26 protein-coding genes are annotated in these 21847 nt (G+C 64.2%); 19 read left to right on the top strand and 7 right to left on the bottom strand.

Features of this window, described 5'->3' with window-relative positions; translation table 11 throughout:
• The first annotated feature begins 25 nt into the window (after window positions 1-25).
• The 3 genes from HF916_RS29140 (at window position 26) to rfaE2 (ending at window position 2921) form a co-directional block, all read left to right on the top strand.
• Window positions 26-844, top strand: a complete 819-nt coding sequence (locus HF916_RS29140; protein WP_168792374.1) for a PhaM family polyhydroxyalkanoate granule multifunctional regulatory protein — start codon at window positions 26-28, stop codon at window positions 842-844.
• Between the two features lie 568 nt (window positions 845-1412).
• Entirely contained in the window at window positions 1413-2285 is an 873-nt protein-coding gene (locus HF916_RS29145; protein ID WP_168792375.1) for a ferritin-like domain-containing protein, read from the top strand.
• Between the two features lie 153 nt (window positions 2286-2438).
• Window positions 2439-2921 carry a D-glycero-beta-D-manno-heptose 1-phosphate adenylyltransferase gene (gene rfaE2 / locus HF916_RS29150; protein ID WP_168792376.1) on the top strand — a complete coding sequence of 161 codons (483 nt, stop codon included), beginning with the start codon at window positions 2439-2441 and terminating at the stop codon, window positions 2919-2921.
• Window positions 2922-2993: 72 nt separating this feature from the next.
• Here rfaE2 and HF916_RS29155 read toward each other — a convergent pair whose 3' ends face one another.
• The 3 genes from HF916_RS29155 to HF916_RS29165 are packed head-to-tail and all read right to left on the bottom strand — an operon-like array spanning window position 2994 to window position 4989.
• Entirely contained in the window at window positions 2994-3233 is a 240-nt protein-coding gene (locus tag HF916_RS29155; protein ID WP_168792377.1) for a hypothetical protein, read from the bottom strand.
• Window positions 3234-3286: 53 nt separating this feature from the next.
• A complete protein-coding gene (locus tag HF916_RS29160) occupies window positions 3287-4099 on the bottom strand; it encodes a type III pantothenate kinase (RefSeq protein ID WP_168792378.1) in 813 nt (270 codons plus the stop codon).
• Window positions 4096-4989, bottom strand: coding sequence for a biotin--[acetyl-CoA-carboxylase] ligase (locus HF916_RS29165; protein ID WP_168792379.1), 894 nt, complete (start codon window positions 4987-4989; stop codon window positions 4096-4098). Before HF916_RS29165 ends, HF916_RS29160 begins: the two co-directional genes overlap by 4 nt.
• Before the next feature lie 105 nt (window positions 4990-5094).
• On the opposite strand from HF916_RS29165, the gene HF916_RS29170 reads away from it, so the two are divergent.
• The 10 genes from HF916_RS29170 (at window position 5095) to HF916_RS29215 (ending at window position 13826) form a co-directional block, all read left to right on the top strand.
• Window positions 5095-6228 (top strand): MlaE family ABC transporter permease, encoded by a 1134-nt coding sequence (locus HF916_RS29170; RefSeq protein ID WP_168792380.1) that lies wholly within the window; start codon window positions 5095-5097, stop codon window positions 6226-6228.
• Window positions 6225-7103 (top strand): ABC transporter ATP-binding protein, encoded by an 879-nt coding sequence (locus HF916_RS29175; RefSeq protein WP_168792381.1) that lies wholly within the window; start codon window positions 6225-6227, stop codon window positions 7101-7103. The genes HF916_RS29170 and HF916_RS29175 overlap by 4 nt, the downstream gene beginning before the upstream one ends.
• Window positions 7104-7119: 16 nt before the next feature.
• On the top strand, window positions 7120-8082 hold the full coding sequence (locus tag HF916_RS29180; RefSeq protein ID WP_168792382.1) for an MlaD family protein: 963 nt from the start codon (window positions 7120-7122) through the stop codon (window positions 8080-8082).
• A gap of 44 nt (window positions 8083-8126) precedes the next feature.
• The gene (locus tag HF916_RS29185; RefSeq protein WP_168792383.1) at window positions 8127-8753 is read left to right on the top strand and encodes an ABC-type transport auxiliary lipoprotein family protein; all 627 of its coding nucleotides are present in this window, start codon (window positions 8127-8129) and stop codon (window positions 8751-8753) included.
• A gap of 31 nt (window positions 8754-8784) precedes the next feature.
• The gene (locus tag HF916_RS29190; RefSeq protein ID WP_168792384.1) at window positions 8785-9942 is read left to right on the top strand and encodes a VanZ family protein; all 1158 of its coding nucleotides are present in this window, start codon (window positions 8785-8787) and stop codon (window positions 9940-9942) included.
• A 137-nt stretch (window positions 9943-10079) separates the two neighbouring features.
• Window positions 10080-10403, top strand: a complete 324-nt coding sequence (locus HF916_RS29195) for a (2Fe-2S) ferredoxin domain-containing protein (RefSeq protein WP_168792385.1) — start codon at window positions 10080-10082, stop codon at window positions 10401-10403.
• A 9-nt stretch (window positions 10404-10412) separates the two neighbouring features.
• Window positions 10413-11057 carry an alpha/beta hydrolase gene (locus tag HF916_RS29200; protein ID WP_168792386.1) on the top strand — a complete coding sequence of 215 codons (645 nt, stop codon included), beginning with the start codon at window positions 10413-10415 and terminating at the stop codon, window positions 11055-11057.
• Between the two features lie 319 nt (window positions 11058-11376).
• Window positions 11377-12606 (top strand): D-alanyl-D-alanine carboxypeptidase family protein, encoded by a 1230-nt coding sequence (locus HF916_RS29205; RefSeq protein WP_168792387.1) that lies wholly within the window; start codon window positions 11377-11379, stop codon window positions 12604-12606.
• Between the two features lie 13 nt (window positions 12607-12619).
• Window positions 12620-13585 carry a D-amino acid aminotransferase gene (locus HF916_RS29210; protein WP_168792388.1) on the top strand — a complete coding sequence of 322 codons (966 nt, stop codon included), beginning with the start codon at window positions 12620-12622 and terminating at the stop codon, window positions 13583-13585.
• On the top strand, window positions 13557-13826 hold the full coding sequence (locus HF916_RS29215; RefSeq protein ID WP_168792389.1) for a DUF493 family protein: 270 nt from the start codon (window positions 13557-13559) through the stop codon (window positions 13824-13826). Before HF916_RS29210 ends, HF916_RS29215 begins: the two co-directional genes overlap by 29 nt.
• Window positions 13827-13843: 17 nt before the next feature.
• Here HF916_RS29215 and HF916_RS29220 read toward each other — a convergent pair whose 3' ends face one another.
• The gene (locus HF916_RS29220; RefSeq protein ID WP_168792390.1) at window positions 13844-14812 is read right to left on the bottom strand and encodes a transcriptional regulator GcvA; all 969 of its coding nucleotides are present in this window, start codon (window positions 14810-14812) and stop codon (window positions 13844-13846) included.
• Between the two features lie 98 nt (window positions 14813-14910).
• Here HF916_RS29220 and HF916_RS29225 point away from each other — a divergent pair, with 98 nt between their 5' ends.
• From HF916_RS29225 to lipA, 3 genes are all read left to right on the top strand, one after another.
• Window positions 14911-15237 (top strand): DUF2917 domain-containing protein, encoded by a 327-nt coding sequence (locus HF916_RS29225; RefSeq protein WP_168792391.1) that lies wholly within the window; start codon window positions 14911-14913, stop codon window positions 15235-15237.
• A gap of 300 nt (window positions 15238-15537) precedes the next feature.
• Window positions 15538-16263 carry a lipoyl(octanoyl) transferase LipB gene (gene lipB / locus HF916_RS29230; RefSeq protein ID WP_168792392.1) on the top strand — a complete coding sequence of 242 codons (726 nt, stop codon included), beginning with the start codon at window positions 15538-15540 and terminating at the stop codon, window positions 16261-16263.
• Window positions 16264-16276: 13 nt separating this feature from the next.
• The gene (gene lipA, locus HF916_RS29235; protein ID WP_168792393.1) at window positions 16277-17284 is read left to right on the top strand and encodes a lipoyl synthase; all 1008 of its coding nucleotides are present in this window, start codon (window positions 16277-16279) and stop codon (window positions 17282-17284) included.
• Between the two features lie 117 nt (window positions 17285-17401).
• Here lipA and HF916_RS51555 read toward each other — a convergent pair whose 3' ends face one another.
• Both HF916_RS51555 and HF916_RS29240 read right to left on the bottom strand, forming a co-directional pair.
• Window positions 17402-17536 carry a hypothetical protein gene (locus HF916_RS51555; RefSeq protein WP_277352299.1) on the bottom strand — a complete coding sequence of 45 codons (135 nt, stop codon included), beginning with the start codon at window positions 17534-17536 and terminating at the stop codon, window positions 17402-17404.
• A 55-nt stretch (window positions 17537-17591) separates the two neighbouring features.
• Complete coding sequence (locus tag HF916_RS29240; RefSeq protein WP_168792394.1) at window positions 17592-18038, bottom strand: hypothetical protein; 447 nt, start codon at window positions 18036-18038, stop codon at window positions 17592-17594.
• 274 nt (window positions 18039-18312) lie between these two features.
• Between HF916_RS29240 and tauA the strand changes: the two genes are divergently transcribed.
• From tauA to HF916_RS29255, 3 genes are read left to right on the top strand one after another with little or no spacing between them, the layout of a single operon-like run.
• Window positions 18313-19335, top strand: a complete 1023-nt coding sequence (gene tauA, locus HF916_RS29245) for a taurine ABC transporter substrate-binding protein (protein WP_168792395.1) — start codon at window positions 18313-18315, stop codon at window positions 19333-19335.
• A 41-nt stretch (window positions 19336-19376) separates the two neighbouring features.
• Entirely contained in the window at window positions 19377-20174 is a 798-nt protein-coding gene (locus tag HF916_RS29250; protein ID WP_168792396.1) for a taurine ABC transporter ATP-binding protein, read from the top strand.
• A 26-nt stretch (window positions 20175-20200) separates the two neighbouring features.
• Entirely contained in the window at window positions 20201-21040 is an 840-nt protein-coding gene (locus HF916_RS29255) for an ABC transporter permease subunit (RefSeq protein ID WP_240975879.1), read from the top strand.
• 25 nt (window positions 21041-21065) lie between these two features.
• On the opposite strand, the gene HF916_RS29260 is transcribed toward HF916_RS29255, so the two are convergent.
• Window positions 21066-21755, bottom strand: coding sequence for an HAD family hydrolase (locus HF916_RS29260; protein WP_168792398.1), 690 nt, complete (start codon window positions 21753-21755; stop codon window positions 21066-21068).
• Window positions 21756-21847 lie beyond the last annotated feature (92 nt).

Raw genomic sequence — 21847 nt, forward strand, 5'->3', positions numbered from 1 at the left:
CAATTTACGCAGCGAGGCGACAAGCATGACCAATACTCCTGATTCCACGCCGCCCTTTCCCGGCTTCCCCGGTTTCCCGCCCGCTGAAATGCTCGAACGCATGTGGGGCATGATGCGGCTGTCGCCGTTCGGCTCGGCTTTTTCGGGTGCGCAGCCGGCCGGCGGCGGCCTCGGACCTTCGCTCTCGATGATGTCCGACATGATGGCGCCGCTCACCAATGTCGAGGAACTCGACAAACGCATCACCGACATGCGGGCGGTCGAGCAATGGCTCAAGCTGAATCTGAGCATGCTGCAGTCCGCGATTCAGGCGCTCGAAGTGCAGCGCGCGACGCTCGCGACACTGCGCGCGTTTGGCGCGTTCGCGCAGTCGTCGATGTCGCAACCCGCGGCGGAGTCGGCCGCGCCGAGTCCCGCGCCCGCGAAGGGCTGGCCGCATCCGGCGGCGCCTGCCCCGGCACCAGCGCCGGCTGCTGCGGCGAGGGCCGCTTCGTCGGCTGAGGAGCCGGCTGGTGGGGAAGAGGAGACGCCAGCCACGCCGCCATTCGACGCATCCGCGTGGTGGAATCTGCTGCAATCGCAGTTCAACCAGATCGCCCAGTTCGCAATGACGCAACCGCCGGCCGCCGGTGCGGGTGCGGAGGCGTCTGATTTTGTCCCGGACGATGCGGCCGCTTCGGCAGCCGGCGGCGAGCCAGCGGCCAACGCGCCGCAGGCGCCGGCGCGAGACGCGGAATCCGCGGAGTCTGCGGCCAAACGGCCGGCGGCGAAGCGAGCGCCGGCGGCCACAAAGCACACGAGCGGCGCAAGCGTCAGCCCGAAAACCACGAAAAAGTCTATTTAAAGGTAGGAATGAAACGCGGTGGCGTGGCGCGGGTATCGACGCCGCACAGAAAGGCGAGTTCGCCGTCTGTCATGGTTTTGACCCCGATCGTCCGCCACACTTCGCGAATCGCACGATTTTTCTTGCGCGAGGTCAGCCAGGCACTGGAATTGCTGCTGTTACGGCGCGGGTTCGGTCAAGTCAGCGTGCTATCATTATGTAAGCTTTTTTTGGGCTTTTGGGCGTGCGCTGAAAACTACCAATCCAGCCGCCCTTGCTCCATTTGCCGCCGGCAACACCGGCGCAGGGCTGGACGGTGCGGTTTTCATCGCAAACTGGCTCGACCTCAGGCACAGGGCATCCCTCACCCACGGTTGGCCGCGCAGCGCGTAACGTAGGGACAGACGCGCAGGCGCAAACGCCTGGACTTCTTTGTCGCCAGGTGCATCTAGGCGGCCGATTACCGCGTAAAATTGACTGCTTGGCCGGCAAACGGTGCACATATGGGTGCGATCCGTTCGTCGTGAGCAAACGTACTACTCGTAGTAGTGACAGACACACACAGTATGCGCAGAACAGGGGTGGGACTATGAACACCATGCTTTATCCGGAACTTTATAAATCGCTCGAATCCGTTCGATGGGACATGGAGAAAGACATTCCCTGGGACAAGTTCGATGCATCGCTATTGACCGACGAGCAGGCAGCGACAATCAAGATGAACGCGATCACCGAATGGTCGGCGTTGCCCGCAACGGAAATGTTTCTGCGTGACAACCATCACGACAGCGATTTCTCCGCGTTCATGAGCGTGTGGTTCTTCGAAGAACAGAAGCATTCGCTGGTGCTGATGGAATATCTGCGCCGCTTCAAGCCGGAAATGTGCCCGACCGAAGAGGAACTGCACGCCGTGCGCTTCGAATTCGATCCGGCGCCGCCGCTCGAAACGCTGATGCTCCACTTCTGCGGCGAAATCCGCCTGAATCACTGGTATCGCCGTGCAGCCGAATGGCACACCGAGCCAGTCATCAAGCAAATCTACGAAACCATCTCGCGCGACGAAGCACGGCATGGCGGCGCGTATCTGCGCTACATGAAGAAGGCGATGGCGCAAACCGGCGACATCGCGCGCGCCGCGTTTGCGAAGATCGGTGTCCTGATGGCATCGGCTCGCCGCACGGAAAAACCGCTGCACCCCACCAACCTGCACGTGAACCAGGCGCTGTTCCCGCGCGACACGATTCAGTCGCGTCTGCCGGATCCGGAATGGCTCGAGCGCTGGCTCGACGAACAGATCCGTTTCGACGACAGTTGGGAAAAGAAAGTGGTCGAGCGCATTCTGCACAACCTATCCATTCTGTTCGAGCGCACGTTCAATACGGCGCAGGAACTGAACCGCTACCGCAAGGAAGTGGTCCTGCGTCTGCAGGCCGATCAAAAGTCGGCTGAACAGCCGGCCTGAGGGTCGCGAGCATGTGACTCGGTTTGCGGCGCCGCGCGCTGCGAACTGGTTTGAAAATGAACGGCCTGGCGCACTCATGTGCGCCAGGCCGTTTTGTTTCATGCGACCCATCGTGTATGGTGACGTCACCTTCCTGTCCTCTCCGATTCCTCCATGGCTGCCATTTTTGAACGCAAGATTCTCACGCGCGATGCACTGGTGACGCTGCGTCCTTCGCTCAACGCACCGGTTGTATTTACCAACGGAGTGTTCGATATCCTGCATCGCGGGCATGTGACTTATCTCGCCGATGCCAAGGCTTTGGGCGCTTGCCTGGTCGTCGGCGTAAATAGCGATGCGTCGGTGCGCATGCTCGGCAAAGGCGACGATCGGCCCATCAATAACGAGGCTGACCGCATGGCCTTGCTGGCGGCGCTGGAGAGTGTCGACTACGTGGTGTGCTTCGGCGAGAAGACGCCCGTCGAGTTGATTTCGGCAGTGCGGCCGGATGTGCTCGTGAAGGGCGGCGACTACGACATGGACGTGTTGCCCGAGTCGGCCATCGTGCGAAGCTGGGGCGGTAAGGCGTTGGCGATTCCCTTCGAGCACGACCGCTCGACTACCGCACTACTGAAGAAGGTTCGTACGCAGGGCTAGTGGCCGGCTGCCGCGGGAGTCACTCATCGACTTCGCGACTCGCATCGCACACGTCGCAAGACGGCAAGCGACTTACTGCGAAAGCGCGGATGCCGCAATCGGCGCCACCGGCGTCGGGCCGCCTACAACGGCCTGATCGGCGGCTTCGGCCGCCGTGACCGGCTGCACTTTCAACCATTCCTGATGAACCTGGCGATTCAGATGGTTGGGCTCGCGTCCGCCGGCTGTGGGCGTCGGGCCGAAAACGCCGCGCACCGCGACGAATGCCAGCATGTTGGCAAGAAACAATATGGCGATCAGCCAGCGCAGCATTGTTGGTTTTCCCCGTCCAGAAGTTAAGCCGCCGTTATGCCGATGGTCGCGATTCAGTTGCCGCGTTCCATGGCGCGCTCGGCAGCAATCAGCGCAAGACCGGACAGCACGAGCGAATCGTGGCGAGTATGCGGCACTTTCAGTGCGCTCGCCACTTCGTCCACGGCGCCGCCGCTGACCACGAGTCGCACCGGCACCTGCCATTCATCCTGCAGATCGCGCCACATCCGCTCGATCAAACCCGCTTGCGCTAACGTGCAACCGGCGGACAACGAGCGCGGCGTATCGGTCGCGAAGAACGGGCCGCTGCGCGGCGCATCGGGCGTGCTGCCGTCGAGCAGACCGCGTGCCGCGTGGGCGTCGAGCGTCGGCAGTTGCGCCGTGTGTTCGCCCAGCGAGCGCATCATCAAGCTCCAGCCCGGCGCGATCAAACCGCCGACAAAGCAGCCGTCCGCGCGCAATGCTTCGAGCGTGGTCGCCGTGCCGAACGTCGCAATCAGCAGATGTTCGCCGGGAAACGCCGCGTGCGCGCCGATCATGCCGGCCCAGCGGTCGCTGCCGAGCGCATGCGGCGTGGTGTAGCTGTTGGTCACGCCGCATTGCTGCGTGGAGGCACGGATCGTCGTGAGCGGCAGGTGCGGCCAGCGCGCGTCGAGCAATGCGGCAATCCGCGCCGCGACATTTTCACCCGCGACATTCGACAACCATGCGCCGCCGGGCGTCGGCAAATCCGACCAGTCCGGCTGATCCGCGCCGCCGTGCGTCAGCGCGCCGGCCGCGATCTGCGAACCGTCCGCCTGCACCAGCGCCCACTTGATACGGCTATTGCCCGCGTCGATCAGCAAATCAGGCGCGCCGCTCGTCATGCGGCACCGTCGGCCAGACGCAGCGAGACGTCGCCGGTCGCGACGGTCTCGCGGCCGGTTGCGGTATCGAGCAGCAACTGGCCGCGCTCGTCGACGCCCGCCGCCACGCCGCGCATCTGTTCCTGGCCTTGCTCCAGCAACACCACTTCGCGGCCTGCGTAGGCGTGCACCGCGTTCCAGCGCGCCTGGAACGGCGCGAAACCTTCAGCGCCGAAGCGCTGCAAGGCCGGTTCGAGCGCGTTCAGCTCGGCGGCGAGCGTGTCGGTGAGGTTGGCGTTGGGCAGCGCGCGCTGCAAGGCGGTCGGCGCGGTGCCGCGCGCCTGCGGCGGCACGCCCGCGTTCAGCGCGCCGACTTTGGCCGCGAGTTCGTCCGCGCCCTTCACGTTGGTGCCGATGCCGATCACCACCGCGCTGGCGTCGTCGGTACTCCACGCGGTTTCGATCAGGATGCCGGCCAGCTTGTCGCCTTCGAGCAGAACGTCGTTCGGCCACTTCAGCGCGATCTGGCCGGGGCCGGCGACCGGCAGCGAGCGCAGCCCGTCGACCAATGCGACGCCCACCGCGAGACTCAGGCCCGCGAGGCCTTCAAGCGGACGCGGCAGCACGCACGCCACCGAAAACAGCAGCGCATTGCCCGGCTCCGCATACCACGGACGGCCACGGCGGCCGCGCCCGGCGGTTTGCAGATACGCGACCCGGACGATCGGCCGCGGCAGCGCGCCGGCCTTGCGCGGCAGCGCTTTGACGCGTGCCATCAGGTCGGCGTTGGTCGAGCCGGTTTCCTCGACGATTTCGATCGGCCAGTCGTGCGCGTGCGGGCCGAACAGGGCGACGGCGCGCTCGCGGTCGATGCGCCAATCGGCTTGAGAGGGAGTCTTGGAAGCGTTCATGGTTCATATTGTAGCGACAGCGAACCCGTTGAGCCCGCGCGCACGGTTCCCGCGCCGCGCCTTCGTTACAATGGCCGCTAATCCGATAACCAGATTCAACGATCCTTGAACTACGAAACTCCGCCCGGCCTCGACGTCGCGGCAGGCAGCCAAGGCAAGATCGTCCGGCTCTCGGGCCAGTGGACGGCGCTCGCGCTCGCGCGCGACAAGGCCACGGGGCACGTGATCCCTCTGTTGCGGTCGCTGGTCGGCGCCGAAGGCATCGGTCAATGGGACCTGTCGCGTATCGACCGGATGGACCACGTCGGCGGCCAGGCGCTGTGGCGCGTGTGGGGCCACAAGATGCCCCCCGACACCACGCTCACCGACACGCAACGCGACATTTTCGAGCGCATCGCCTTGCTCGACACCGTGCGTGAAACGGCCGAGCCGGTGATCAAGTTCGATCCGCTCACGCGGCTGGGGCTCGCGATCTTCTCGTTCTTCGAGCATCTGTATGGCGGCGTGGCGATGCTCGGACGCGTCGTGCTCGACCTGTTGGCGATCGCGCGCAAACCGAAAATCACGCCGTGGACCGAGATCTCCGCGAACATCTATAACGCCGGCACTAAGGCCATGCCGATCACCGCGCTGGTCGCGTTCCTGATCGGCATCGTGCTCAGTTATCTGTCCGCGCAGCAACTGCGGCTTTTTGGCGCAAACCAGTACATCGTCAATATCCTGGGGCTTTCGGTGATCCGCGAACTCGGGCCGGTGCTCGCCGCGATTCTGGTGGCAGGCCGCTCGGGTTCGGCGATCACCGCGCAGATCGGCGTGATGCGCGTGACAGAGGAACTCGACGCCATGCGCGTGATGGGCATCCCGCACGGCCTGCGGCTGATCCTCCCGCGCGTGGTCGCGCTCGGCGTGGCGATGCCGCTGCTCGTCATGTGGACCAACATCATCGCGCTGACGGGCGGGGCGCTCGCCGCGAAGATCGCGCTCGGCATCGACATGAACTATTTCGCGCGGGCGCTGCCGAGCGTGGTACCGGTCGCGAATCTGTGGATCGGCTTGGGCAAGGGCGTCGCATTCGGCATGCTGATCGCGATCGTCGGCTGTCATTTCGGTTTCCGTATCAAGGCCAATTCGCAGAGTCTCGGCGAAGGCACGACGACCTCGGTGGTGACCTCGATTACCATCGTGATTCTCGCGGACGCTGTGTTCGCGATCCTCTTTCAGAACGTGGGGCTCGGATGATCGCGCCACTCACTCAGGCCGTGCGCGGCCAGCCGATGCCCTCGATCGCCGAGCCGGTGATCGAGGTGATCGACGTGACCAAGCGCTACGGCCGCAACATCGTGCACCAGCATCTGAATCTGGACGTGCGGCGCGGCGAGATCGTGTCGATCGTCGGCGGCTCGGGTTCCGGCAAGACCACGCTGGTGCGGCAGATTCTCGGTTTGGAGCGTCCATCGTCGGGCACCATCAAGTTGTTCGGCGAGAACCTCGCGACCATTTTGCCCGACACCGCGCTGCTGATGCGCAGCCGCTCCGGCATGCTGTTTCAGCGCGGCGCGCTGTTCTCGTCGCTGTCGGTGTTCGACAACATCGCGCAGCCGGTACGCGAGCTCGGCAAGGTGCCCGAAGATCTGTTGCGCGACATCGTGATGCTCAAGCTCGAGATGGTCGGCCTGCCGTGCAAGCATGCGTCGAAAATGCCGTCGGCGCTGTCGGGCGGCATGATCAAACGCGTGGGCATTGCGCGGGCCATCGCGCTCGAACCCGAACTGCTGTTCCTCGACGAACCAACCGCCGGGCTCGATCCGCAGTCGTCCGATGAATTCGTCGAGCTGATCTCCGCGCTGCATCGCGCGCTCGGCCTGACGGTGGTGATGGTCACGCACGATCTCGACACGATGATCGCGCTGTCCACCCGCGTCGCCGTGCTGGCGGATCGCAAGGTGCTGGTCGCCGCGCCGGTGGAAGAGGCCGCGGGCGTCGATCATCCTTTCATCCGCGAATATTTCCTCGGCCTGCGCGGGCGCCGCGCGTTGCAGGCGCTGCCGCCGGAGCGCCGCGCGAGGCTGCCGCGGGCGGCGCTTGAGCCGGCATCGTCCGAATTGCCGCTGTGAACCAGGGAACCTGACAATGGAAAACAAATCACATGCCTTCTGGGCCGGGCTCTTCACGATCGTTTTGCTGGCTGCAGTCGCACTGGCGGCTTTTTTGTTCAATGTCGACCGTTCCGTGCGGGTGCCGTACGATCTGATTGCGCGCACCAACGTGACGGGCCTGTTTACCGACGCTGCGGTGCGTTATCGCGGGCTCGACGTCGGCAAGGTGCAGTCGATCAAATTCGATCCGGCGCATCCGGGGCAGATTCTGATCCGTATCCTCGTGGATACGCACGCGCCGATTACCCATTCGACGTTCGGCAGCCTCGGTTTCCAGGGCGTGACGGGCATCGCCTTCATCCAGCTGGATGACAATGGGCGCGACACGTCGCCGCTGCCTTCGTCGGCCAAACAGGTGGCGCAGTTGCCAATGCGCCCCGGCTTGCTCGATCAACTGCAGCAACGCGGCGAGGTGCTGCTGCGCAAACTCGAAAAAGTCGCGGACGACGTCGACAATCTGCTCTCGCCGGAAATGGCCGAGCAGTTGCAAGGCACGGCCGCGAGTTTGCAGAAAGCCGCCGACGGCGTCGCCACGCTGACGCAGAAAATGGCGCCGGCCGCCGGCATGCTGCCCGGCACGATCAACCAGTTGGACCGCACGCTGGCGTCGACCAATCAGCTGATCACCGGACTGAACCGCCCGAACGGCCCGTTCGAGACCAACCTGAACAAGGTCGGCACCGCCGCGCAGCAGGCCGGCGACGCGCTGGTGTCGATCAACGGCGCCGTGCAGGAACTGTCGGCGCGGGTCGGCTACGACACCTTGCCGCGCGTCAATTCGCTCGCTGAAGACGTGCGCTCCGCGGCCCGCTCAGTGGACCGCGCCGCCGATACGTTCAGCACCAGCCCGCGCAGCGTGCTGTTCGGCGCGCCGGGTGCGGCGCCCGGCCCCGGCGAAGCAGGCTTCAAATGGCCTGCCGCGCATGCTGCTCAATGATGTTGAAGCAATGATTTTGAAGGTTTGAAGAAAGGAAGATTGTCATGTCACGCTCGATTCACCGATTCTTGTCCTCGAGCGCCGCGCTGGCGGTGCTGCTCGCATTCGGCGTGCTCGCCGCGGGCTGCGCCGGTACGCCCGCAGCGCTCTCGGACATCCGCTACGACTTTGGGCCGCCGAGTCCGGCAGCGTCCGCAGGCACGTCGCCGGCTGTGAAGGTGCTCGATGTGAGCGCGCCCGACGTGCTCGAGTCGGACAAGCTGATGTACCGCCTGAGTTACGCCGACGCGCAGCAGACGGCCACCTATGCGAACAGCCACTGGACCATGACGCCTTCGCAGTTGCTGACCCAGCGTCTGCGTGGCGCGCTCAGTTCGCGCGGCACCGTGTTGACGGGCGCCGACGGCGTCGCGGCGCCGGTGCTGAAGGTCGATCTGAGCGAGTTCGAACAGGTCTTCGACAGCCAGTCCGAAAGTCACGCCGCGGTCACCGCGCGCGCGACTCTCACGCAAAGCGGCAAGGTGCTCAGCCAGCGCACGTTCATCGCGCGGGCACCGTCCAGGTCGGCGGACGCCGCCGGCGGCGCGCAGGCGCTCGCCACCGCCAGCGACGATCTGGTCGCGCAGATCGGCGCGTGGCTCGGCGTGCAGGCGCTGGTCGCGGCGCAATGACCGGCATGCAGCGCACACCTCGGAGCGCTGCATGAGCGTGAAACCCTGGGCGCGCCGTCCGTCGGCGCTCGCCCGGCAGGCACTGGTGCTCTATACCGCGTTGATCGTCTACGGTTCGTGGTATCCGTTTTCGGGCTGGCGTTCGCTCGGCCTCGGTCCGTTTGCCTATCTGTCCGATCCCATGCCGCAGTACCTGACGGCGTTCGACGTCGTCACCAACGTGCTCGGCTATATGCCGTTCGGCGCGCTCGTGGTGCTCGCTGTCTATCCGCGCTGGCGCGGCACGCTGGCGGTCGCGTTCGCCTTCGTGCTCGGCGGGCTGCTGTCCGGCCTGATGGAAGCCGTGCAAACCTATCTGCCGACGCGTGTCGCCTCCAACCTCGATCTCGCCGCCAACGCGCTCGGCGCACTGCTCGGCGCGGCGATCATGTCGCCGGCGACGGGCGCGCTGCTCGATCGCGGCTTGCTGCGGCGCGTGCGGCTATTGTGGTTCGAGCGCGATCGAGCCGCGCTCGCGTGTCTGGTCGCGGCGTGGCCGTTCGCGACGATGTACCCGGCGCCGCGCCTGTTCGGTCTCGGCAACTGGCCGCGGGCGCTCTGGCTGCGTTTCGATTCGACGACGCAAGACGCCTTGCTCGCGTGGACGCCGCCGGGCTGGCACGTCGGCGCCTGGCCGGCGCTCGTCGCCGCCTGGATGCCCGACGACGTGTGGGAAGCCGTGATCACCACGCTCAACCTGTTCGCCGCGCTCGCGCTGGCGTCGTTGCCGGTGCGCCGCCATGCGCCGCGCGTGCGCCTGCTGCTCCTGTTTATCGTTGCGGCCTTGTGCGTGAAGGCGGGCGCGACGTTTCTGCAGTCGCAGTCCGGCCTCGCGTTCGACTGGGCGACGCCCGGCGCGTTGGCGGGTCTTGTGTGCGGGACCGCTGCGGCACTCCTCACGTTGCGTCTGCAGCGCCGATCACGCGCGGCGCTGGCGGGCGTCGCGCTGACAATCGCGCTGGTGTTCGTCAATCTGCTGCCGGTGAATCCGTATTTCGATGCCGTTCTGGCCGACTGGCGGCAAGGGCGTTATCTGCACTTCAACGGTCTGGCGCACTGGCTTGCGTGGATCTGGCCGTATGCGGCGCTCGTGTGGCTGGCGTATGTCGTCGAGCAAGCGTGGCTCAAACGGCGCATGAAGCACACGTGAAGCGTACGCGGCGCGTGGGGCAGGCGCGGACAGCGTCAGCGACCGCCAGCCCCGCTCGTTATAATCGTTCGCACACCAGGCGCGCCGCCGTGCATCCAGCGCCGTTCCCCACACTGACAGTCTCGCCCCCGGACATCATGGACTCCTTCTACAAGTACCACGTCTTCTTCTGTCTCAATCAGCGCGACCCCGGCGCCGAGCGCCCGAGCTGCGCGAACTGCAATGCGCAGGAGATGCAGGAGTACGCAAAAAAACGCGTGAAGAAACTCGGTCTCGCAGGTCCGGGCCAGGTGCGCATCAACAAGGCCGGGTGCCTCGACCGCTGCGAACTCGGCCCGACGGTCGTCGTGTATCCGGAAGGCATCTGGTACACGTACGTCGACGAAAGCGACATCGACGAAATCGTCGACTCGCACCTCGCGAACGGCAAGATCGTTGAGCGTCTGAAAATCGATCAATAAAGCCTCGCCATGAACGTACACACCAAAAAATATCTGATCGACGGCCCGGTCGGCAAGATCGAGGTCGCGCTGGATCTGCCCGACGAAACGCGCGAGAACGGCGCCGCGCCGCGCGGCATCGCGCTGGTCGCGCATCCGCATCCGCTGTTCGGCGGCACGATGGACAACAAGGTTGCGCAGACGCTCGCGCGCACGCTCGTGCAGTTGAACTACGTGACGTATCGCTCGAATTTTCGCGGCGTCGGCGAAACGCAAGGCGAGCATGACGCGGGCATCGGCGAGCGTGACGACTTGCGCGCCGTGCTCGATCACATGCGCGCCGAACCCGGCCAAAGCGATCTGCCCCTCGTGCTGGCGGGTTTTTCGTTCGGTACGTTCGTGCTGTCGCACGTTGCTGCGCAGCTGCGTGACGAAGGTCAGGAGATCGAGCGAATGGTGCTGGTCGGCACCGCGGCGAGCCGTTGGGAGGTCGCCCCCGTGCCGGAAAACACGCTCGTGATTCACGGCGAAACCGACGAGACGGTTCCCATTCAGTCCGTTTACGACTGGGCACGGCCGCAGGAATTGCCGGTTGTCGTGATTCCGGGGGCGGAGCATTTTCTGCATCGCAAGCTGCACGTGCTGAAGCGGATCATCGTCGACGCCTGGCGCTAACCGGCGCGCGATGTGTGTTTTCTGGGGTACAGGTACGCACAAACGCAAATTAATCGCCGCCCTTTGCGCAAAGTAACGGGGAGAGCGCGCGTATAATGGCGACTCTTTTTTGGGCGCGGCGCCGCCCATCCGGCAGTTCGCGCGACGCGTAGCGTCTTTTCGCGCGCAGCGGTGCCGGATGCGGGCGTGCTGCGCGAACCGATCGCGTGGCCGGAAGTCCAATGGGCGCCGCGCCGTTTTTACGGCCAGACGCTCGCCGACCGGCTCTTCCAAACTCTGCGCCCTGCGCGCGATGTATTTTTCTGCACGAATCGACCCTATGCGTTTTTCCACCTCCGGCCGCACGTCATTCCCCTCAGTTGCTTCTTTCGTTCCTTCTACGCTTAGCCGTGCCGTGACCCTCGGCGTCGTGCTGCCGGCCACGCTCGTCGCCAGCACCGCGTTTGCTCAAGTGCCGCCGCCGGTCGTGAACGCGCGCTCGTGGGTGCTCGTCGACGCGACCAGCAACCAGGTGCTCGCTTCGGGCAATCCGGACGAGCGCGTGGAACCGGCGTCGCTGACCAAGCTGATGACGGCGTACCTCGTCTTCGAAGCACTGCAGACGAAGAAGATCAACATGGACCAGACGGTCATGCCGAGCGAAGCGGTGCGCCGCGTGCGCACGGACGAATCGCGCATGTTCATCGAAGCGAACAAGCCGGTGACCGTGCACGATCTGGTGTACGGCATGATCATCCAGTCGGGTAACGACGCGGCGATCGCGCTGGCCGAACTGGTTGGCGGCAGCGAGTCGCAGTTCGTCAACATGATGAACACGGAAGCGCAACGCCTCGGCATGAAGAACACGCATTTCGCCGATGTGAACGGCATGCCCGATCCGCAGCACTACACCACGGCGGGCGACCTCGCGGTGCTGTCGGCGCGTCTGATTCGCGACTTCCCTGACTACTACAACATCTTCTCGGTCAAGGATTTCACGTACAACAAGATCAAGCAGCCGAACCGCAACCGCCTGCTGTGGATCGACCCGACGGTCGACGGTCTGAAGACCGGTCACACGCAAGGCGCCGGTTACTGCCTGATCGCGAGCGCGAAGCGTTCGCTGCCGGGCACGACCGACGCGTCGCGCCGTCTCGTCTCGGTCATGATGGGCGAGACCAAAGAACACGACCGCGTGCAGGACAGCCTGAAGATGCTGAACTACGGTTACAGCGCGTACGACACGGTGCGTCTGTACAAGGCGAATCAGGTGGTGGGCACGCCGCGCGTCTACAAGGGTGCGCAGGACACCGTGCAGATCGGCGTGAAGAGCGACCAGTACATCACCGTGCCGAAGGGCATGGGCGACAAGGTGAAGCCGCAGATCGAGCAGATCGATCCGCTGATCGCACCGATCGCGAACGGTCAGCAGGTCGGTACGGCGAAGCTGGTGGCCGACGGCAAGGTGCTCGCGCAGTTCCCGATCGTGGCCCTGCAGGCTGTGCCGCAAGCGGGCGTGGTCGGCCGCGTGTGGGATTCGCTGATGCTCATGTTCAACAAGAAGAAGTAAGAGCCTGATTGCGATGACCGCTGTTTCCGATGTTTCGCCTGATCCGATTGTCTATCTGAACGGCGAGTTGGTGCCGTTGTCCGAAGCGCGCGTGCCGGTTCTCGACCGCGGCTTTATTTTCGGCGACGGCATTTACGAAGTTGCGCCGCTCTACGCACACCCCGCGCATGCGGGCGGCCGCACGCCGTTCCGTTTCCAGCAGCACCTGGCGCGGCTCGCGCGCTCGGTCGACAAGATCGGTATCGTCAATCCTTTTGACGATGCCGGCTGGCGCGTGCTGATCGAGCGCGTGGTCGCGGCGAATGAGGCGGACGGTGGTTTGCGTGCCGATCAGGACGCGATTGCCTATATTCAGGTCACGCGCGGTGTCGCCAAACGCGGTCACGCGTTTCCGGCCGGCATCCAGCCGACCGTGTTCGTGATGGTTACGCCGCTGAACCTGCCGGACGCGGCGCAACGCACGCAGGGCGTGCGTTGCGTGACGGCGGAAGATCGCCGCTGGCTCAATTGCGACATCAAGTCCGTGTCGCTGCTCGGCAACGTGCTGATGGCGCAATACGCCGCGGAGAACGATGCGTTCGAGACGATCCAGTTTCGCGACGGCATGCTGACCGAAGGGTCGTCGTCGAATGTGTGGATGGTGAAGGACGGCGTGTTGTCCGCGCCGCCGCGCAGCCACAAGATTCTCGAAGGGATTCGCTACGGCTTGATCGAGGAACTGACGGGCGAATGCGGCATCCGTTTCGAAGCGCGCGAGATCAGTGAGGCCGAACTGCGCGCGGCTGACGAGATCATCGTCAGTTCGGCAACCAAGGAAGTGCTGCCGGTCACGCAACTCGATGGCCAGCCGGTCGGCGAGGGCCAGCCGGGTGCGGTCTTTGCGGCGCTGTACGCGGCGTATCAGCGAGCCAAGACCCAAGAAGCGCGCGAGGCGCAGCAAGGAGTAGAGAATGAGTTCCGTGAACGAGTCACTGTTTGAGTTTCCTTGCGATTTCCCGATCAAGATCATGGGCAAATCGCACCCCGAGTTCGCCGAGACGATCGTCACGGTGATGCGGCAGTTCGACAACGAAGTCGACGCCTCGCGCATCGAAACGCGACCGTCCAGCGGTGGCAACTACACGGGCCTGACGGTCACGGTGCGCGCCACGAGCCGCGAGCAGCTCGACGATATCTATCGCGCGCTCACCGGCCATCCGATGGTCAAAGTGGTGCTTTAAAGCCCTTCTTGTACGTGCTACGGCGTGACGTGCAATGCGTCCGCCGCCAGGTCGGCGCCTGGGGCGGGTCTTAGCTCGCAAGCCCGGTCGAAAAGCTGCTTGAAGCGTCCCACCTCCTCGAACACCCAGTCGCGAAACGCCCTGACCCGCGCGGTCTCGAGCATCTGCGGCGTGCAGATGAAGTAGTACTGCCACGGGCTCGGCCCGTCCACATCGAATAGCCGCACGAGGCGGCCCGCCGCGATCTCGTGCATGGCCAGCGAGCGGCGCGTGAGCGCGACGCCCTGGCCGTCGATGGCCGCCTGCAGCAGATTCGACGAATCCTGGTACAGCACGCCGCGCTTCGGCTCGGGCCAGTCGGTGAGGCCGGCGGCGTCGAACCAGGGGCGCCACAATTCGTCGTCGGAACGCAGCAGCGGGACTTTGGCCAGATCGGCCGGCGTTTGCGGCAGCTTGCCGCCGTTGAAATTCGGCGCGCAGGCGGGAAAGAAAATCTCCTCCAGCAACAACTCCGAATGCAGACCCGAATATTTGCCGAAGCCGAAACGGATCGCCACGTCGACGTCGTCGCGCGCGAAGTCCGTGAGCGCGTTGGTGGACAGCAGTTCGAGGTCCCACTGCGGATGCGCCTCGATAAAGCTGCCGACGCGCGGCGTCACCCAGCGCGCGGCAAACGACGACAGCATGGACACCACGAGCCGCCGCTCGCGGTCGCCGGCGCGGATTTCACGGGTGGCGTCGGCGAGCGCCATGAGCGCGGAGCGCACGTGCGTGGCGTAGCGCCGGCCGGTCTCGGTGAGCCGCACGCGCTTGCCGTCGCGCGCGAACAGCGGGACGCCGAGTTCGGCTTCGAGCGCGCGGATCTGATGGCTGACGGCGCCGTGGGTGACAAAGAGTTCGTCGGCGGCGCGCGAGAAGCTTTCGTGGCGGGCGGCGGCCTCGAATGCCTTGATCGCGTTCAGCGCGGGTAATAGCCGAAGGTCCATGGCAATATTTCTCACATAGAGGTGAAAATAGATCGTTTTGCGTAAACCCTTGCTACGCCTAGGATTGTAGTCATGAAACGACTTTTTGCGAGGGCATTATGCGAGAAATTTCCTCTAGCATCGCGTTTGAAATCCGGAATGGCGAAACGGTTCCCCTGAAGGTGGCGCGCAGCACCAAGCTGGTCGTCCGTGGCGGTGCGGTGTGGGTCACGCGCAGCGACGATACGGAAGATTACTGGCTGCAACCTGGTCATACGCTGCGGTTGCGGCGCGGTGAACGGCTGTGGTTGAGCGCTGAGGGCAACGGGCAAGCGAGAGTGGCGTTTTCCGTGCCTACACGCTGCGACGAGCGCGCGCTGAACTGGTTTGCGCGCATCGGCGAACGGTTGGCGGCGCGTGTGCGAGGCGGCTGGCGTACAGTTTGAAGGTGGCGCCCAGGTCCTGATCTCTGGTGAGGCGCGCGGGTTTGAAGGATCGCGCGCCGCAGCGGGAGTTGGCGCGCGCGAACGGGACGGTCTTGCGCGGCGATCTGGCGCTACAGATGCGGCCGCGCTGAAGCATGTTGGCACTTCAATCGCGGCTATCTCACGGTGATGCGGCGCTTCGAAGCGCAGACGCGCCCAGCAAGTTGGCGGTTTAAAGCGTGGCCGCACTCCGCCGACTCGACACTTCGAATCGCGCCACCTCCGGCGAGGATTCGCAGATTTCGGTAAACTGCCGGGATCATGTGCGCCACCCCGGTTTCCCCGACTCCCTTGCTCTCCACGACGCCGCTCACGCTGCGCTGGCGTGGCAGCGAACTCTACGAAGCCAGTTTCGAAGCCATGCGCGCGTTCACCGACGAACGCATGGCCGACACTCCCGACGAAATCTGGCTAGTCGAACACCCACCCGTCTTCACGCTAGGCCAGGCGGGCGATCCCGCCCATCTGCTGGCTGCCGACAGCGGTATTCCTCTGGTGAAAGTAGACCGGGGCGGGCAGATCACGTATCACGGGCCCGGCCAGGTAGTGGCCTACCTGCTACTCGATTTGCGCCGCCGCAAGTTGATGGTGCGCGAACTGGTCACGCGGATCGAGCAAGCCGTGATCGACACCCTTGCGGCGTATAATCTCGCCGGAGAACGAAAGGCGGGCGCCCCCGGTATCTACGTGGCGCCGGGGCCGGACGTCGGGCTGCACGCCGGCGCCAAGATTGCGGCGCTGGGTCTGAAGATCCGCAACGGCTGCAGTTATCACGGCGTGAGCCTGAACGTGAACATGGACTTGCGGCCGTTTCTGGCCATCAATCCATGTGGCTACGCGGGGCTCGAAACAGTCGATATGGCAACGCTTGGCGTGGCCGCCGGCTGGGACGACGTGGCCCGCACCTTTGCAGAACGCCTCACCGCAAACCTCGACGGCAGTCCCGCGGCCGTCGCCCAACCACAGGCCGGTGCCCTCACCGCCTGACTGGATCGAACGAATGACTGACGTTACCGCGAACCTCGCAGCTTCCCCCGCTTCTGACGCCGTGCCGGCTCCCGCCGCCGCTTACGACGCCACCGCGAAGCAAAAGGCGCAAGCCAAGACCGCCCGTATTCCGATCAAGATCATCCCGATCGAAAAGCTGAAGAAACCCGACTGGATCCGCGTCAAAGCGGCGACCGGCAATTCGCGCTTCTACGAAATCAAGCAGATCCTGCGCGAGCACAACCTGCATACGGTGTGTGAAGAAGCGAGCTGCCCGAACATCGGCGAATGCTTCGGCAAGGGCACGGCGACCTTCATGATCATGGGCGACAAGTGCACGCGCCGCTGCCCGTTCTGCGACGTCGGCCACGGCCGCCCGGATCCGCTCGATGTGGACGAACCGGGTAACCTCGCGCGCACCATCGCCGCGTTGAAGTTGAAGTACGTGGTGATTACCAGCGTCGACCGCGACGATTTGCGTGACGGCGGCGCGGCCCACTTCGTGGAATGTATCCGTCAGACGCGCGAGCTCTCGCCGGAGACCCGCATCGAAATTCTGACGCCGGACTTCCGCGGCCGTCTGGATCGCGCGATCGGTATTCTGAATGCCGCGCCGCCCGATGTGATGAATCACAACCTCGAAACGGTGCCGCGTCTGTACAAGGAAGCGCGCCCGGGTTCGGACTACGCGCATTCGCTGAAGCTGCTGAAGGATTTCAAGGCGCTGCACCCTGAAGTCGCCACCAAGTCCGGTTTGATGGTCGGCCTCGGCGAAACCGAAGAAGAGATTCTTCAAGTGATGCGCGACCTGCGTGAGCACGATGTGGACATGCTGACGATCGGTCAATATCTGCAACCGTCGGAACACCATCTGCCGGTGCGTTCTTACGTGCACCCGGACACGTTCAAGATGTACGAGGAAGAAGCGTACAAGATGGGTTTCACGCACGCAGCCGTGGGCGCGATGGTTCGCTCGAGCTACCACGCCGATTTGCAGGCGCATGGAGCTGGTGTGGTCTGAGCGTTTTAGCTAGCTGTCAGTTTGAGAAAAGCCTGCACGCGTTGCAGGCTTATTTCTTTTGGGCTGTCAGGCATTGAGTGCCGATGCTGTGTGTCCCGGTGCTTCACTAGCGACTAGCTACCGGTAGTACCGTGCTAGCAGCATGCAGATCGAGGAGAGGGTGCTGCCGATGATTGAAAAAGGGATGGCTAGTTCGATCAGGCGATTGCGCAGTTCGCGATTTCCCATGACGTAGTCGATCAGATTAGGCATTTAAGTTCTCCCTGTTGGACGTGCTCGAAAGTATAGCTCAGACAATTAAAATTAGTTAGTTTAACGAATAATGAGACAAGGCGAATGAAGCAGACACCGCTGCAGTCATGATCGCTGACGTCCACATCAACCTCCTTTCGGCGGCCTCGTCATCACGCCGATAGTCGGGGCGCGGCGTAGAGTCGGCCGCGCCGAACGATACGAGGATGGACGCCGCGACGAGAAAAACAACATGCCAGAGCAATCCCGCGAGCATGAAAGCCCGCGCGCTGTTTGTCGATGCATCGCCCAACGCGCTTCCGATTTCATAGCACGCGCTGGCGCACATTGAGATGACGACCCAGAGAAGTTGTCCGTTCTGCACGGAACGTATCGCAATGCCGTTGGACGACTGCCGATAGAACCGCGAAAAGCTCAACAGGGGCAGCAGCGCAAAGGGCGCACACACCGGCACGCCGACATTGAAAAGCAACCAGCTGAGGCGGCCAATGAAATCGATCATAGGAATGCGAGGTTCTAGCGACGCGACGATATTCCCGCCGCGTCAACCGCAGGTCAATCTGCCGAACGGCCAGCTTGCGCGCACGCGCCACGATCCGCCATCATTCGCTGGAACCGCCCGACTGCCCACCGCAGCAGTCGCCGCTAACCAACCGAACGTGAAAAGCAATGCTCAAACAGCGTGATTAGCAATCGCGGATTAATTAGAACCGGCCTCAAACAAACTGCCTATAGTCGAAAGCCTCCCGAACAACACCTGCTCAAGGGGCTTCCCGATGAACCGCATCCTCCGTCCGCTTGCCGCGTTCGCTACGCTGCTCGCATTGTCTGCGCCGTTTGCTTCCGTGGCGCACGCCGACACCAAAGAAGTCGTGATTGCGTATCAGGACATGGTGGTGCCCTGGCGTTACGCGCAGGCCACCGGTGAAGTGGAGAAAGCCACCGGCTATAAGGTCACCTACCGCAAGCTCGGCAGCGGCGCCGACGTGATCCGCGCGCTGGCCTCCGGTTCGGTGCAACTCGGTGAAGCCGGCTCGAGCCCGATCGCCGCGGGTCTGTCGCAGGGCGTGGATATTTCGCTGTTCTGGATTCTCGACAATATCAACGACGCCGAAGCGCTGGTCGCCCGCGATGGCTCCAACGTAACGAGCATCGCCGGTCTCAAAGGCAAGAAGATCGGCGTGCCGTTCGTATCGACGTCGCACTTTCACACGCTGGTTGCGTTGCAGAGCGCCGGCGTGAATCCGTCCGACGTCAAGATCGTCAACCTGCGTCCGCCTGAAGTCGCGGCGGCGTGGGAGCGCGGCGACATCGACGCGACGTATATCTGGGACCCCGTGCTGGCCAAGGTCAAGAAGAACGGCAAGGTGCTCATCACCTCGGGGCAGGTCGCGCAGCAGACCGGCAAGGCGACGTTCGACGGCTTCGTCGTCGATCGCAAGTTCGCCAGCCAGAACGCCGAGTTCGTCGCGCGCTTCGTGAAGGTGCTCGCCGCGACCGACGCGAGTTACCGCGACCACACGTCCGCATGGACGGCAGCGTCGCCGCAGGTCGAGGCGGTCGCCAAAGAGTCCGGCGCGAACGCGCAGGAAGTGCCGGCGAGCCTCGCGTTGTACGCGTTCCCGACGCCGGCGCAGCAGGCTTCGAATGCATGGCTCGGCGGCGGCGCGCAATCGGGCGCGGCGAAGTCGCTGGCCGCCACCGCGGCGTTTCTGAAGACGCAAGGCACGATCCAGAACGTGCTGGCCGACTATTCGACCGGCGTCGATCCGCAGTTCGTGCAGCGCGCGGCGCATTGATCGTCGCCCACTGTCTCCCATTGGCAACATGAGGTCCGGCGATGAGCGGTCTTGAAATCCGGCGACTGCACGTCGCCTACGAAGGCGCGCGCGGCGCGGCGCCGCACGTCGCGCTGGCCGATGTCGATTTGCGTATCGAACCCGGCGAGTTCGTGGTCGCGCTGGGCGCGTCGGGCTGCGGCAAGACCACCTTGCTCAACTGCATTGCCGGCTTCATCCCGCCGACTGAAGGTGAAGTGAGGTTGAACGGCGAACCCGTGCTCGGACCGGGCGCGGACCGCGGCGTCGTGTTCCAGAAGTACGCGTTGATGCCGTGGCTCGATGTGCTCGACAACGTCGCGCTCGGTTTGCGCTTTCAGCGTGTGCCGAAGGCGGAGCGCGAGCGCATTGCACTCGACATGCTGAAGCTCGTCGGACTCGAGAAGCATGCACGCTCGCGGGTCTATGCGCTGTCGGGCGGCATGCAGCAGCGCGTGGGTATTGCCCGCGCACTCGCGAGCGATCCGCAAGTGCTGTTGATGGACGAACCGATGGGCGCGCTCGACGCCATGACGCGCGAGTCGATGCAGGAACTCGTGCTCGATGTCTGGGGCCGCACACGCAAGACGGTGTTCTTCATCACGCATAGCGTCGAGGAGGCGCTCTTTCTCGCGACCCGTCTCGTCGTCATGACGCCGGGTCCGGGCCGCATCGCCGATAGCTACGACTTGCCGTTCGCACGGCGTTTTCTACAGACACGCGATGCGCGCGCGGTGAAGTCGTCGGCGGATTTCATCGAATGGCGCGAACGGCTGGTGCATCGGCTGCATGAGCGCAATCAGGAAGAGGTGGTGTCGTGACGGCTTCGCGCGAATCGTTGAGTGACGTGCCGCTCGCGCAGACCAGCAAGCGGCCGCGGCAAACCGGGCGGCCCGTGCGCGGCTGGCGTCTTCCGGGCGAAGGTCCGACCGCGGCGCTGAGTGCGCTCTCAGTCGCGACGCTTGCGACGTTGTGGTGGCTTGCCACGCATCTGCACTGGTTGCCACCGCTATTTCTGCCGACGCCCGAAGCGGTATGGACCGCCTTTCTCGACGCGTGGCACGGCCGCATTCAAGGCGGCTTGCCGCTCTCGGAGCATCTGGCATGGAGCGCGTTGCGCGTGTTCGGCGCGTTTGCGCTGGCCGCGGTCACGGCGGTGCCGGTCGGTATCCTGATGGGCGTGAGCCGGGTCGCGCGTGGCCTTCTCGATCCGCCGCTCGAGTTCTATCGACCGCTGCCGCCGCTCGCTTATCTGCCGCTGGTGGTGATCTGGTTCGGCATCGACGAAACCGCGAAAATCGTCGTGATCTATCTTGCCTGCTTCGCGCCGATTGCCATGGCCGCGCGCGCCGGTGTGCGCAGCGCCACCATCGAGCAGATTCATGCGGCCTATTCGCTCGGCGGCCGCTTCTCGCAGATCGTGCGGCATGTGGTTTTGCCGGCGGCGTTGCCGGAGATTCTCACCGGCCTGCGTATCGCAATCGGCTTCGGCTGGACTACGCTGGTCGCCGCGGAGATGGTCGCGGCCACTGCGGGCCTGGGTCAGATGGTGCTCAACGCGTCGAGCTTTCTACGTACCGACGTGGTGGTGATGGGCATCGTGCTGATCGGGTTGATCGCGTGGCTCTTCGATCTCGGTATGCGTGCGCTGGAGCGGCGGCTCGTACCGTGGAAGGGGCGCGTATAACGCAGCGGCGGCGCAGGGTCAGCGCTCAGGCTCGGCCAAACAGTTCGATCACCGGCCAGCCGCGTTCCGTGGCGACGACACGCAAACGCGCATCAGGATTGGTCGCGACTGGATTCGTGACGCGCTCCAGCAACGGCACGTCGTTGATCGAATCGCTATAGAACCAGCTCTGCGGGAAATCCTGCAGACGATGCCCGAGCGAGGCCAGCCAGCTCTCGGTACGCATGATCTTGCCCTCGCGAAAGGTCGGTGTGCCGACCGCCATTCCCGTAAAGCGTGCCAACGGATCGCCGCCTTCGGTGCCAAGTTCGATTCCCAGCAGATGCTCGAAACCGAGCGCCTTGCCGATCGGCTCCGTGATGAACACATTGGTGGCGGTGACGATGCAGCAAAGGTCGCCCGCATCCAGATGGCGTTGCACGAGCGCGCGCGCTGCCGGCAGGATGGCCGGCGCAATCACCTGCTGCATGAACTGCGCATGCCACGTGTCGAGCTGCTTGCGCGAGTGGCGGGCAAGCGGCGCCAGCGTGTAGTTCAGGTAAGCGGCCATGTCGAGTGTGCCGGCCACATACTGCTGGTAGTAATCGTCGATTTCCTGCGCGTGCCGCGCGGCGCCTTCTATACCCAGTCCGGCAATGAAGTGGGCCCACGCCTGATCGCTATCCAGCGGCAGCAACGTGTGATCCAGGTCGAACAGCGCAAGGTTGCGGCTCATCCAGAGTCCTCGTGATTAAGTGGTCGGGTGGTCGTACTCACCGCATGACTGACCATGAACCGGCACACAGCAATCCACAGCTTGACACGAGC

This window comes from Paraburkholderia aromaticivorans (genome assembly GCF_012689525.1).
GTDB classification, from domain to species: Bacteria; Pseudomonadota; Gammaproteobacteria; order Burkholderiales; family Burkholderiaceae; genus Paraburkholderia; species Paraburkholderia aromaticivorans_A.

Excerpts from the sequence above, each read along its gene's own strand:
- HF916_RS29140 (WP_168792374.1), top strand. The coding sequence starts at position 26 with ATGACCAATACTCCTGATTCCACGCCGCCCTTTCCCGGCTTCCCCGGT.
- HF916_RS29145 (WP_168792375.1), top strand. The coding sequence starts at position 1,413 with ATGAACACCATGCTTTATCCGGAACTTTATAAATCGCTCGAATCCGTT.
- rfaE2 (WP_168792376.1), top strand. The coding sequence starts at position 2,439 with ATGGCTGCCATTTTTGAACGCAAGATTCTCACGCGCGATGCACTGGTG.
- HF916_RS29155 (WP_168792377.1), bottom strand. The coding sequence starts at position 3,233 with ATGCTGCGCTGGCTGATCGCCATATTGTTTCTTGCCAACATGCTGGCA.
- HF916_RS29160 (WP_168792378.1), bottom strand. The coding sequence starts at position 4,099 with ATGACGAGCGGCGCGCCTGATTTGCTGATCGACGCGGGCAATAGCCGT.
- HF916_RS29165 (WP_168792379.1), bottom strand. The coding sequence starts at position 4,989 with ATGAACGCTTCCAAGACTCCCTCTCAAGCCGATTGGCGCATCGACCGC.
- HF916_RS29175 (WP_168792381.1), top strand. The coding sequence starts at position 6,225 with ATGATCGCGCCACTCACTCAGGCCGTGCGCGGCCAGCCGATGCCCTCG.
- HF916_RS29180 (WP_168792382.1), top strand. The coding sequence starts at position 7,120 with ATGGAAAACAAATCACATGCCTTCTGGGCCGGGCTCTTCACGATCGTT.
- HF916_RS29185 (WP_168792383.1), top strand. The coding sequence starts at position 8,127 with ATGTCACGCTCGATTCACCGATTCTTGTCCTCGAGCGCCGCGCTGGCG.
- HF916_RS29190 (WP_168792384.1), top strand. The coding sequence starts at position 8,785 with ATGAGCGTGAAACCCTGGGCGCGCCGTCCGTCGGCGCTCGCCCGGCAG.
- HF916_RS29195 (WP_168792385.1), top strand. The coding sequence starts at position 10,080 with ATGGACTCCTTCTACAAGTACCACGTCTTCTTCTGTCTCAATCAGCGC.
- HF916_RS29200 (WP_168792386.1), top strand. The coding sequence starts at position 10,413 with ATGAACGTACACACCAAAAAATATCTGATCGACGGCCCGGTCGGCAAG.
- HF916_RS29205 (WP_168792387.1), top strand. The coding sequence starts at position 11,377 with ATGCGTTTTTCCACCTCCGGCCGCACGTCATTCCCCTCAGTTGCTTCT.
- HF916_RS29210 (WP_168792388.1), top strand. The coding sequence starts at position 12,620 with ATGACCGCTGTTTCCGATGTTTCGCCTGATCCGATTGTCTATCTGAAC.
- HF916_RS29215 (WP_168792389.1), top strand. The coding sequence starts at position 13,557 with ATGAGTTCCGTGAACGAGTCACTGTTTGAGTTTCCTTGCGATTTCCCG.
- HF916_RS29220 (WP_168792390.1), bottom strand. The coding sequence starts at position 14,812 with ATGGACCTTCGGCTATTACCCGCGCTGAACGCGATCAAGGCATTCGAG.
- HF916_RS29225 (WP_168792391.1), top strand. The coding sequence starts at position 14,911 with ATGCGAGAAATTTCCTCTAGCATCGCGTTTGAAATCCGGAATGGCGAA.
- lipB (WP_168792392.1), top strand. The coding sequence starts at position 15,538 with ATGTGCGCCACCCCGGTTTCCCCGACTCCCTTGCTCTCCACGACGCCG.
- lipA (WP_168792393.1), top strand. The coding sequence starts at position 16,277 with ATGACTGACGTTACCGCGAACCTCGCAGCTTCCCCCGCTTCTGACGCC.
- HF916_RS51555 (WP_277352299.1), bottom strand. The coding sequence starts at position 17,536 with ATGCCTAATCTGATCGACTACGTCATGGGAAATCGCGAACTGCGCAAT.
- HF916_RS29240 (WP_168792394.1), bottom strand. The coding sequence starts at position 18,038 with ATGATCGATTTCATTGGCCGCCTCAGCTGGTTGCTTTTCAATGTCGGC.
- tauA (WP_168792395.1), top strand. The coding sequence starts at position 18,313 with ATGAACCGCATCCTCCGTCCGCTTGCCGCGTTCGCTACGCTGCTCGCA.
- HF916_RS29250 (WP_168792396.1), top strand. The coding sequence starts at position 19,377 with ATGAGCGGTCTTGAAATCCGGCGACTGCACGTCGCCTACGAAGGCGCG.
- HF916_RS29260 (WP_168792398.1), bottom strand. The coding sequence starts at position 21,755 with ATGAGCCGCAACCTTGCGCTGTTCGACCTGGATCACACGTTGCTGCCG.